Raw genomic sequence first — 11,188 nt, 5'->3', positions numbered from 1 at the left:
ACGGCCATAATCGGCCTAGAGATTTTAAGTCTCCTGTGTCTACCATTCCACCACGCGGGCAACCAACACGCCAACCAAGGTCAGCGGCGCGACAATAGCCGCTTTGCGTCTGGTGTAAAGTGCCGAAGACTAGAGCTTTTCGCCCGGCGCTTCTTTCACTGGGGGCGGCTTGTACAAACTGCGCTCTGGCAGCCAAGGATTCAATTCCAGAGCAGCAGCCAAAGCATCCTGCGCCTCCGCCTCACGCCCCAGCCCAATAAGGGTCAACGCCTTGCCGGATAGCGCAGCCACGTGGCGTGGAGACAGCTCTATCGCGCGATCCAAATCCGGCAAAGCGGCTTCAAAATCTTGCCGTAGGAAGTTCACAAACGCCCGCTGATTGTACCCTTCCGCGTAGTCCGGACAGTAGCTCACCAGCCGGTCAAAATCTTCGCGCGCGCCCAACAGGTCCCACGACGACCGTTTTTGCATTCCCCGGTCGAGGATTTCCTGCGCGGTTTCGTCCGGCGCATCTGCCCAGAACGCCCACATGTCATTGGAAAGCTCCTGCGCGGTAGCTTGGTTGTCCGCCACTTGCACCTGCGCAATCAAAGCATCAACCGCATCGGAATGGTCCGGCGGTTGCGGGCACTCAGCAGCGAACGCAGAACTGGCAGAAAACAGAAGAACAAGAACGGGTTTCATGCCTCATGCTGACACGCCGGAGCCTAACCAACAAAGTCACATCTCCGCGAGGCCGGTTTCTTTCACCGCCTGCATGGCAACGTAAGTCGACGTGCTCGCAACATAGGGCAGCGCGGAGATTTTCTCTCCAAGAACATGACGATAAGCGGCCATATTGGTGGTTCTGACCTTTAGTAAATAGTCAAAATGGCTGGCAATCATATGCGCTTGTTCAATCTCGGGAACTTCTGCCACCGCGGCATTAAACGCCTGCAGCGCCTTCTCGCGGGTTTCAGACAGCTTCACCTCCACAAAGGCCACATGATCCAATCCAAGTCGGATAGGATCCAGCAACGCACGGTAACCGGTGATCACCCCTTCGCTCTCCAACCGCCGCAACCGCGCCTGTGTTGGGCTTTTGGAGAGGCCAATTTCCTTCGCCAGATCGGTAATCGAAATCCGACCGTCCCGCGCCAGAACATCCAGAATCGACCGATCATACCGATCCAGATCAAACTTATCGTTTTGCACAGACTGCACCCCAAATTTTAGCCACAATAGCGGTCAATGCGCCAATAATCAGTCAAATGGCCCGCAATTGCAAAGGTATACTGGAGCAAAGAACAGGAGACCACCATGAGCCCAGCGCGCGATCTGATCGACACCAGCACTTACCGCAAAGAAGCCCCCTTGGTGGAGGACTTGAAGACGGCAAGCGGCCTGAGTAGCGCGGACCGCAAAGCCATTTGTGCCAAAGGCGCCTCCCTTGTGCGCGAAATCCGCGAAGAGACCAGCCCCGGCATGATGGAAGTCTTTCTGGCGGAGTACGGCCTCTCCACCGACGAAGGCGTGGCGCTGATGTGCCTGGCCGAAGCGCTTTTGCGGGTGCCGGACGCAGACACCATCGACGCGCTGATCGAAGACAAAATTGCCCCCTCCGACTGGGGCAAGCACCTTGGCCAATCCACCTCCTCTCTGGTGAACGCGTCCACATGGGCGCTACTGCTGACCGGCAAAGTGATGGACGACCAAAATACTGGTCTGATCGGCACGTTGCGCGGCGCGGTCAAACGTCTTGGAGAGCCGGTGATCCGCACCGCTGTCGGGCGTGCGATGAAAGAAATGGGGCGTCAATTTGTACTGGGCGAGTCCATCACCTCCGCTATGAAACGTGCGGAAGGTATGGAGAAAAAGGGCTATACCTACTCCTACGACATGCTTGGTGAAGCGGCCAAAACCGACGCCGACGCCATGCGTTACCACCTCGCCTACTCCCGCGCGATCACAGCCATTGCCTCAGCCTGTACCCATGCGGACACGCGCGACAATCCCGGAATCTCGGTAAAGCTCTCCGCCCTGCACCCACGCTATGAGGTTGCGCAGAAAGAGCGGGTCATGGAAGAGTTGGTCCCCCGTCTTCGGTCCCTCGCGTTGCTGGCAAAATCCGCCGGGATGGGCCTTAACATCGACGCCGAAGAGGCCGAACGCCTGGCGATCTCGATGGATGTGATTGAAACCGTGCTCAGCGAGCCTGCCCTGGCCGGTTGGGACGGCTTTGGCGTTGTGGTGCAGGCCTATGGCAAGCGCGCTGGCGCGACGCTGGACTACCTCTACGAGTTGTCCACAAAACTGGACCGCAAAATCATGGTGCGTCTTGTGAAAGGCGCCTATTGGGACACCGAAGTCAAACGCGCGCAGGTCGAAGGCATTGACGGCTTCCCGGTCTTCACCAACAAAGCCGCCACCGACGTGTCCTATATTGCCAACGCCCGCAAGCTGCTTGGCATGACAGACCGCATCTATCCGCAGTTTGCCACTCACAACGCCCACACAGTGGCGGCAATTCTTCATATGGCGGAAGACAAATCTGCCTTTGAATTCCAACGCTTGCATGGCATGGGCGAAGCGCTGCACGACATTGTGCTGAACGACCAAGGCACCCGTTGCCGGATTTATGCACCCGTTGGCGCGCACCGTGATCTGTTGGCATATCTCGTGCGGCGGCTGCTTGAAAATGGCGCAAACTCTTCGTTTGTGAACCAAATCGTCGACGAAGAGGTTCCCGCTGAAACCGTCGCCAGCGACCCCTTTGATCAGGTGCAATCCACCGAAGGCCAGCTGCCACGTGGGCCGGAACTGTTTGAACCGGAGCGGGTGAACTCCAAGGGGTTCGATCTGACCGACAAACCAACGCTGGATGCATTGGACACGGCGCGCGCGCTGTTCCGCAACACGCAATGGAACGCCGCTCCGTTGTTGGCGAACGATCCTGCGCCCGAGGCAACGCACCCCGTAGACAACCCGTTCCTGCCAACGGACAGCCCCGGCACCGTGGCACATGCGAGTGCGGCAGATGTGGAAAGCGCCTTTAGCGCGGCCAAGCCTTGGAGCACATCCCCTGAGAAACGTGGCGCCGTATTGTCCAAAGCCGCTGATCTCTATGAGGCAAACTATGGCGCGCTCTTTGCCCTGCTGGCGCGCGAGGCCGGCAAAACGCCTAACGACGCAGTCGCAGAACTGCGCGAAGCCGTTGATTTCTTGCGATATTACGGCGCCAACGCGCCTAGTGCGCCAGCGGCGGGTGTCTTTACTTGCATCTCTCCGTGGAACTTCCCACTGGCGATCTTCTCCGGCCAGGTGGCCGCCGCACTGGCTGCGGGCAATGCTGTGCTCGCCAAGCCTGCAGATCAAACCCCATTGATCGCTTTTGAGGCTGTCAAGCTGCTGCATGAGGCTGGCGTACCGCGTGATGCGCTGCAACTCCTTCCGGGCTCCGGTGCCACCGTTGGGGCTGCGCTCACCTCCGATCCCCGCGTCAACGGCGTGGCCTTCACCGGCTCCACTGCGACCGCGTTACGCATCCGCGCTACAATGGCAGACAACATGGCCCCAGGTGCGCCGCTGATTGCCGAAACCGGCGGTCTGAACGCCATGATTGTCGACAGCACAGCCCTGCCCGAACAAGCAGTGACGGCCATTGTTGAAAGCGCCTTCCAATCCGCAGGCCAGCGCTGCTCGGCCCTGCGTTGTCTCTATGTGCAGGAAGACATTGCCGAAAACCTGCTTGAGATGCTGACCGGCGCAATGAAGGAACTCTCGCTGGGCGATCCGTGGCTGCTGTCCACCGACAGCGGCCCGGTGATTGACGAGACTGCGCGGCGCGGCATTGCCGACCATATTGCTTACGCCCAATCAGAAGGCCGCGTGCTACTCCAATTGCCCACACCACAAACCGGCACTTTCATTGCGCCAACCTTGATCAAGGTGAACGGCATTGCCGATCTGGAGCGGGAAATCTTTGGTCCAGTTCTGCATGTCGCCACCTTCAAATCCAATGAACTGGACACAGTGATCGATGCGATCAATGCCACCGGCTATGGGCTGACCTTTGGTCTCCAGACCCGGATTGACGACCGTGTACAACATGTCGCCGATCGGGTGAAAGCGGGCAATATCTATGTGAACCGCAACCAGATTGGCGCGATTGTTGGCTCGCAACCCTTTGGCGGCGAAGGGCTTTCTGGCACCGGCCCCAAAGCAGGTGGCCCGCACTACCTCGCGCGGTTTGCTGCGGTACCAACTGAACAATCAGGCGTATGGGACGGCATCATGCCAGCCGACGTGGCACAGGTGGAATTGGACAAGGCCAACAGAGCGGCAAGCACCCAAGGCACAACCATTTCCCTGCCAGGGCCGACCGGTGAATCCAACCGCCTGACCAGCTATGCGCGAGAGCCGCTGCTCTGCATGGGACCTGGTGAGGCAACAGCCAAGGAGCAGGCTGAAATTGTGCGGAGCCTTGGTGGGCAAGCTGTTGTGTGCGCAGGAAAACTCCCGGAAGATGCACTCACCACGCTACAAGGGTTCGCAGGTGTACTTTGGTGGGGAGACACAGATCAAGCACGATCCTACGACCAGGCCTTGGCACGGCGTGATGGGCCGATCCTGCCCCTGATCACCGGACGACCAGATGCGGCACGGGTGTTGGGCGAACGGCATGTCTGTGTGGACACCACAGCGGCAGGTGGCAACGCGGCGCTTTTGAGCGGGAGCAGTTGACCTTCCGCGCAAATCCCCGCAGCTTGGCCGCATGTTTCCAATACGCGACCACAACCCTTCCGGACGCACGCCCTATGTCGTCTATGCGCTGATCCTCCTGAATGTCGGGATCTTCCTGAGTTATCAGCCGATTATGGGGGACAATTTCCGGCTGGCCCAGCTCTTTCAGGACTGGGCCTTGCTGCCTGGCGAAGTCACCGAAGGCCGCCAATTGCATGGGCTTGTGACATCCATGTTCCTGCATGGAGGTTGGATGCACCTGCTGGGCAACATGCTGTTTTTGTGGATTTTTGGCGACAACCTCGAAGACGAGATGGGCCATTTTGGCTTTTTGGTCTTCTATCTCTTGTCGGGCCTTGGCGCGGACTTTGCCCAGATTGCCGCCGATCCGGACAGCCAAATTCCGATGGTCGGTGCCTCCGGCGCCATCGCCGGGGTGATGGGCGGTTACCTTTTGCTCTTCCCCAAAGCGAAGGTCGATATCCTGCTGATATTGATCATCATTTTCCGCATCTTCACCATCCCTGCCTGGGTCATGTTGGGCGTCTGGTTTGCCCTGCAGGTGTTCAATGGCGTGGCGGTGGACACTGCCGGCGGCGGGGTTGCGCATTGGGCCCATGCGGGTGGTTTTGTGGTCGGGGCCGTTCTGGCGATCCCTGCGTGGTTAAAGCGCGGCGGCACTAGCTATTGGCAACGGACCCATGGCCATCCACCGCACCCTGAAGCCAAGTATAAACTGAGCCAAAGTTCCGTGCCCCGTGTGAGGAGAAAACGTCGATGAGTCAGAAACTTACCTGCCACTGCGGCTCTGTGGAACTGCGCGTCACTCTCGCACAAGACCCAAGCGAAGCCATGCTCTGTGACTGTTCCTTTTGCCGCCGTCGCATGGTGCCAAATGTAGATGTGAAGCTCTCCGATCTGACAATCGTAAAAGGCCATGAATGCCTGACGCTGTACACCTGGGGCACGGGGACCGCGAAACACTACTTCTGCCGCAATTGTGGCATCTACACGCATCACCAGCGCCGCTCACGCCCGGACGTCTACGGCGTCAACATTGGCGCGCTGGAGGGCGTAAATCCCAGCGATTTTGCACCTTTTGGCTGGGTCGATGGCGTCAATCATCCGTCAGACAAAAAAACCTGACCCAATTAGGCCAGGTTTCACAATGTCACAGAGATACAAAAGCCGCGTAAGGGCTGCGTACGTTACCCGTTGCGGATGACTTTTGCGAAGGTGGAAAAGATCGGCTCGTTGGCCACGATCATCTCGCCATCTTCCAGAATGTTGCCTTCCGGGTTCATTGGCTCAACCAATGCGCCAGCCTCTTTCGCAATCAGCAAGCCTGCGGCCACGTCCCATGGTTGCAGCTTGCGCTCCCAGAAGCCCTCATAGCGGCCTGCAGCCACATAGGCGAGGTCCAGAGAGGCAGCGCCAAAGCGGCGTACACCAGCGGTGGCTGGCAAAATCCGCGCGAGGTCCTGCAGGGTTTCTGGCAGGTCGGCACGACCGGCATAAGGCAGGCCAGTGGCAAAGATCGACTCGATCATGCGGTGACGGCCAGACACACGCATCCGCAGACTGTCATTCAGCCAGGCGCCCTCGCCTTTTTCGGCATAGAACATCTCGTCCTTGGCGGCGTCAAACACCACACCCGCAACGATTTCACCCTTATGTTCCAGAGCGATAGAGATCGACCAGTGGGGCAGACCGTGCAGGAAGTTGGTGGTGCCATCCAGCGGATCAACAATCCAGCGGCGGGTCGGATCTTTGCCCGCAATCTCGCCACCTTCTTCTGCGATCCAGCCATAGGTTGGACGCGCGCCCAGCAACTCTTCTTTCAGGATTTCCTCAGCAGCAATGTCTGCGCGGCTGACAAAGTCGCCTGCCCCTTTGGTCGAGACCTGGAGGTTTTCAACTTCACGGAAGTCTTTGACCAGCGACCGGCCCGCTTTGCGAGCGGCCTTCATCATGATGTTCAGATTTGCGCTGCCCGGCATGGCACGGCTCCTTTTGACACAGAGCGCGCGTATACGCCCGTAATCCCTTTTTGCCAAGGCCTTATAGGGCCTATTGCGCCGGTTAGGAAACGCCGCGTCACAAAAACTGGTTAAAAACCGCCACCCCTTGCCAGAAGGCGGTGCGCCGACCAAGCTGACGTCAAAGCTTTGGAGGATGCCCAAATGACAGAACAGATGCAGCGCATGGTGCTGGCCAACCGCCCGACAGGTGAACCGCAAGATGAAAATTTCCGTTTAGAAACAGTGGATGTGCCTGAGATTGGCGAGGACGAAGTGCTGGTGCGTGTGCACTACATGTCGCTTGATCCTTATATGCGTGGGCGGATGGATGATGCGAAGTCCTACTCCGCCGCAGTGCAGATTGGCGAGACCATGGGCGGCGGCGCTGTGGGCGAGGTGATAGCATCTAACCATAAAGACTTTGCGCCCGGCGATTTTGCCCTTGGCATGTTTGGCTGGGCAACCCATGGCGTGGCAAAAGGCCATGAAATGCAAAAGCTTAACCCTAACTTGGCCCCGATCACCACCGCGCTTGGTGTGATGGGGATGCCCGGCTTTACCGGCTGGTACGGGTTGACCGAATTGGGCAAACCCAAAGAAGGCGAAACGCTGGTTGTGGGGGCGGCAACGGGGCCGGTTGGGTCCATGGTGGGGCAAATCGCCAAATCCATGGGGCTGCGCGTGGTTGGCATCGCCGGCGGAGCAGAGAAATGTGCAAAGGCAACAGAGACTTACGGCTTTGATGCCTGTATCGATCACAAGGCCTTTGAGACGGCAAGCGACTTGCGCAAGGCGGTGGCGGCGGAGTGTCCGCAAGGCGTTGATATTTATTTCGAAAATGTCGGCGGTAAGCTGTTGGATGCGGTGCTGCCGCTGATGAATGTCGGCGGACGTATTCCGCTATGTGGCATGATCGCCTGGTACAACGCAGGTGGGCTTGGCGCGGATGCGGCGATGGAGAGCCTGACCGGCCCCCGGCTGTGGCGCACAATTCTGGTTAACCAACTGTCGGTAAACGGCTTTATCATCTCCAACCACTATGACCGCTATGGCGATTTCCTGCGCGACGTCGGGCCAAAACTGGCCGCCGGAGAGATTGCCTATGGTGAAGATATTGCCGAAGGGTTGGAAAATGCGCCTGCGGCCTTCCGCTCCCTGTTAAGGGGCGGAAACAAAGGCAAACAGCTGGTAAAACTGATCTGATTTGATTTCGGCGCAACGGCGGCGGTTAAGGATTGGCATCCGCCAAAAACCACGTCGGTATTGTGTCGGTATCACGACTGTTTCGCGGAGGTGGGGGTTTTGTGCCTCTGCCCTGCGTAAACACAAGGCGCGGCGCGTTAATGCACCAGCAACCGCGCCTCACGTGCTTTCAACGACGGGCGGGCATCTTCTCCGTAGACATGTAAGCCTTCGCTCAGCAGCTCCGGGAACAACTCGTAGATTTCATCCTGCACCGCCTGCGCCATGGAAGAGAGCCCCTGCTCGCCCGGCATGAAGCTTTCGCTGGGAATGCCGCCGCCGTAGATGATTTCGTGGCAATCAAACAGCAGGTGCAGATAGGTAACGTCGCCGCCCTCAACCTGCACCACGGTGTCGCCATTGATCAGCGCCTGCGCTGGGACCAGCACTTCGCTTTCGCCAAAGTTCACCTCGATCCGCCAGCCACGCAGCATCATGCGGTGTTGCGGTGACACCATCAGCGGCAAGTCATTGCCAAGCGCGCCCGGTGCAAAACGGATGGGCGCAAGAGACCCACGTGCGGGCACGGTGCGACGGCCGATCCAACGCAGAGGTTGGAAGCCATGGTCCATGGTCAGGATCATGTCGCCGGGTTCAAGCTCTTCCACCGGACGTTCGCCTTTCTGCGTGATGATCTTGGTGCCTTCCACAAAGCAGGGCACAAAATCCCATTCCTCACGATTTGAAGTCAGGCCGGAATAGCGGTTGCCCAGCAGGCTATCGAGGCTGATCGATTGGATTGGGCCCGCTTCCAGGGCCGCCTGATCCGCGTTGTTGGAAAACTCCGGCGCAAGATAGGCGTTGCCGTTGGTGTCCTGAAACAGCACGGCGGTATAGGTGGCGGTTGTGCCGTCCACATAGGTGATTGTGGCATTGTAAACCGCCGTGCCGTCAAAGGTCTGCGGGCTGCCGCCATCGACCGTGAAGCGGTCGTTTGGACTGTTGTCCATGTCGTAAACCGAGCCGACATTGCCAAAGGGTGAAATCTCGACAAAATCATTCACCAAAGGATTGCCCGGCCCACCAAAGGTCAGACCTTCCAAAGCGGCAGCGTTTTCGGCACGGGTGTTGCCTTCGATGGTGTCGATGTCAGCCAGTTGACCAACAGAGATTGCATTAAACGTAGTCGGCATAGACAAATCTGGAGCCGCCCGCGCCGCGACCCTGGCAGGGATCAAATGCGCGCTGGGAGATACTCCACCCCCTAAACTGATGAACCGTTACACAACAACATGGACGTGACGGCCCAGATTGTTCAGGGGGAGAAATACCAGAAAAGTCTCACCGTATGGTTTATGCAGATTGCAATCGGCGCGCTTCTTCGCCCGCCAATTGAATCAAATCCTTCATGTAAGGCTTGTCCAGATCCTCAGTGCGCGTGGCCGCAAATAGCGCGCGCGTAAGCCCTTTGTCGGTGATCGGGCGGGTCACATAATCCGAGGAATACTTCACCTCGCGCACCACCCAATCCGGCAGCACCGACACCCCTCGGTTGGAGGCCACCAGCAGGAGGATCACGGCGGTGAGCTCCGCTTGCCGCACGGCCCCCGGTTCCACTTTGGCCGGGGTGAGCAGCTGCGAAAACACATCCAGACGCGAGCGCTCCACCGGATAGGTGATAAGGGTCTCGCCACGAAAATCTTCGGCTTCAACAAAGGCTTTCTGCGCCAAAGGGTGCGAAGCGGACGCCACAAACACCGGTGCATAGTCAAACAAATGGCTGAACGACACATTGGGCAAGTTTTCCGGGTCGGAACTGACCACCAGATCGACCTCTTCTTTCTGCAGCGCGGGCATGGCGTCAAAAGCCAGACCGGGGCGAATGTCCACATCCACGTCTGGCCAGTTTTTGCGGAATTGCTCCAGCACCGGGAACAGCCATTCAAAACAGGCGTGGCATTCAATGGCGATGTGCAGGCGGCCAGAACTGCCGTCGCGCAAACCGTTAAATTCCGCTTCAAGTTTTTCGACCTCCGGCAACACCTGATTGGCGAGGCGCAAAAGACGCAACCCTGCGGAGGACAGCTTCATCGGCTTTGAGCGGCGCACAAACAGCTCTACGCCAGCCTGTTCTTCCAAACCTTTGATCTGGTGGGACAAAGCCGATTGCGTGATGTTGAGCTGATCGGCAGCACGGGCCAGACCGCCACATTCATGCACCGCGCGCACGGTGCGCAGGTGGCGGAATTCAATGTGCATCTTCATATCGGACTCATGACTTTCTTGAGAATTATGAATTTGCGTAAAGATGACATGTGTGGGACATGAGGACAACAGCAAGTCACAGGATGTCCGTTATGACCACGCCTCAAGTTTCTTTTGAATTTTTCCCGCCGCAGAATCTGGAGGCGTCTTTCCGGCTTTGGGACACCGTGCAATCTCTTGCACCCCTAAATCCACGTTTTGTTTCCGTGACTTACGGCGCTGGCGGCACCACACGTGACCTGACCCGAGAGGCAGTCGCGACCCTGCACAAATCCTCCGGCCTGAATGTGGCGGCGCATTTGACCTGTGTGAATGCTTCCAAAGCGGAAACGCTGGAAATTGCCGAAGGTTTTGCGGCGGCCGGTGTGTCTGAGCTGGTGGCACTGCGTGGCGATCCGCCAAAAGGCAGCACCGGGTTTGTGCCGCACCCTGAGGGCTTTGCCAATTCCGTCGAATTGATTGAGGCGCTGGCGGGCACCGGCAAGTTCACTATCCGCGTGGGCGCCTATCCGGAGAAGCACCCGGAAGCGGCGGACATGCAGGCCGATGTGGAATGGCTGAAACGCAAGATTGACGCGGGTGCAAATGAAGCGATCACACAGTTCTTCTTTGAGGCAGACACCTTCCTGCGCTTCCGCGATGCCTGCGCCAAGGCTGGCATCGACGCACCGATCCTGCCCGGGGTGCTGCCGATTGAGAACTGGAAAGGCGTGCGCAAATTTGCCGAGCGCTGTGGCACCTCTGTCCCGGCCTGGCTGATCGACGCCTTTGAAAAGGCAGAGCGTGACAATCGCGAAGACTTGTTGGCGACGACTGTTTGCACAGAAATGTGCTCTGAGTTGTTGGATGAGGGCGTGGACAGCCTGCATTTCTACACGCTGAACAGGCCTGAGTTGACCCGCGATGTGTGCCACGCTTTGGGTGTGACCCCGGCGGTGAAACTGGAAAACGTAGCGTAACAGCCGCCCAGCCCCTCTTGAGGCGCAGACAAATTTGCG

At 58.2% G+C, this 11,188-nt stretch carries 10 protein-coding genes; 5 read left to right on the top strand and 5 right to left on the bottom strand.

Translation table 11 applies throughout. The features are described 5' to 3' along the window. Positions 1-129 precede the first annotated feature (129 nt). Positions 130-684, bottom strand: a complete 555-nt coding sequence (locus tag MK208_RS16720; RefSeq protein WP_294118510.1) for a tetratricopeptide repeat protein — start codon at positions 682-684, stop codon at positions 130-132. A gap of 36 nt (positions 685-720) precedes the next feature. Continuing rightward, entirely contained in the window at positions 721-1,194 is a 474-nt protein-coding gene (locus tag MK208_RS16715; RefSeq protein ID WP_294118517.1) for an Lrp/AsnC ligand binding domain-containing protein, read from the bottom strand. A 66-nt stretch (positions 1,195-1,260) separates the two neighbouring features. Between MK208_RS16715 and putA the strand changes: the two genes are divergently transcribed. The 3 genes from putA to MK208_RS16700 are packed head-to-tail and all read left to right on the top strand — an operon-like array spanning position 1,261 to position 5,868. Next, complete coding sequence (putA, locus tag MK208_RS16710; protein WP_294118515.1) at positions 1,261-4,722, top strand: bifunctional proline dehydrogenase/L-glutamate gamma-semialdehyde dehydrogenase PutA; 3,462 nt, start codon at positions 1,261-1,263, stop codon at positions 4,720-4,722. Positions 4,723-4,753: 31 nt separating this feature from the next. Then, a complete protein-coding gene (locus MK208_RS16705; RefSeq protein WP_294118509.1) occupies positions 4,754-5,503 on the top strand; it encodes a rhomboid family intramembrane serine protease in 750 nt (249 codons plus the stop codon). After that, a complete protein-coding gene (locus tag MK208_RS16700) occupies positions 5,500-5,868 on the top strand; it encodes a GFA family protein (protein WP_294118508.1) in 369 nt (122 codons plus the stop codon). The genes MK208_RS16705 and MK208_RS16700 overlap by 4 nt, the downstream gene beginning before the upstream one ends. A 62-nt stretch (positions 5,869-5,930) precedes the next feature. On the opposite strand, the gene MK208_RS16695 is transcribed toward MK208_RS16700, so the two are convergent. Beyond that, a complete protein-coding gene (locus MK208_RS16695; RefSeq protein WP_294118507.1) occupies positions 5,931-6,722 on the bottom strand; it encodes an inositol monophosphatase family protein in 792 nt (263 codons plus the stop codon). Positions 6,723-6,905: 183 nt separating this feature from the next. Between MK208_RS16695 and MK208_RS16690 the strand changes: the two genes are divergently transcribed. Continuing rightward, positions 6,906-7,946, top strand: a complete 1,041-nt coding sequence (locus MK208_RS16690) for an NADP-dependent oxidoreductase (RefSeq protein ID WP_294118506.1) — start codon at positions 6,906-6,908, stop codon at positions 7,944-7,946. A 137-nt stretch (positions 7,947-8,083) separates the two neighbouring features. On the opposite strand, the gene MK208_RS16685 is transcribed toward MK208_RS16690, so the two are convergent. Both MK208_RS16685 and MK208_RS16680 read right to left on the bottom strand, forming a co-directional pair. Further along, the gene (locus tag MK208_RS16685; protein ID WP_294118504.1) at positions 8,084-9,118 is read right to left on the bottom strand and encodes a Hint domain-containing protein; all 1,035 of its coding nucleotides are present in this window, start codon (positions 9,116-9,118) and stop codon (positions 8,084-8,086) included. A gap of 160 nt (positions 9,119-9,278) precedes the next feature. Then, the gene (locus tag MK208_RS16680) at positions 9,279-10,184 is read right to left on the bottom strand and encodes a LysR family transcriptional regulator (protein WP_294118513.1); all 906 of its coding nucleotides are present in this window, start codon (positions 10,182-10,184) and stop codon (positions 9,279-9,281) included. Positions 10,185-10,282: 98 nt separating this feature from the next. Between MK208_RS16680 and metF the strand changes: the two genes are divergently transcribed. Next, positions 10,283-11,149, top strand: a complete 867-nt coding sequence (gene metF / locus MK208_RS16675) for a methylenetetrahydrofolate reductase [NAD(P)H] (RefSeq protein WP_294118502.1) — start codon at positions 10,283-10,285, stop codon at positions 11,147-11,149. Positions 11,150-11,188 lie beyond the last annotated feature (39 nt).

The sequence above is a fragment of the Shimia sp. genome (assembly GCF_022448905.1).
Taxonomy (GTDB): domain Bacteria; phylum Pseudomonadota; class Alphaproteobacteria; order Rhodobacterales; family Rhodobacteraceae; genus Shimia.
Note: the sequence above shows the minus strand (reverse complement) of the source record. Positions and strands in the feature narration are given on the sequence as shown.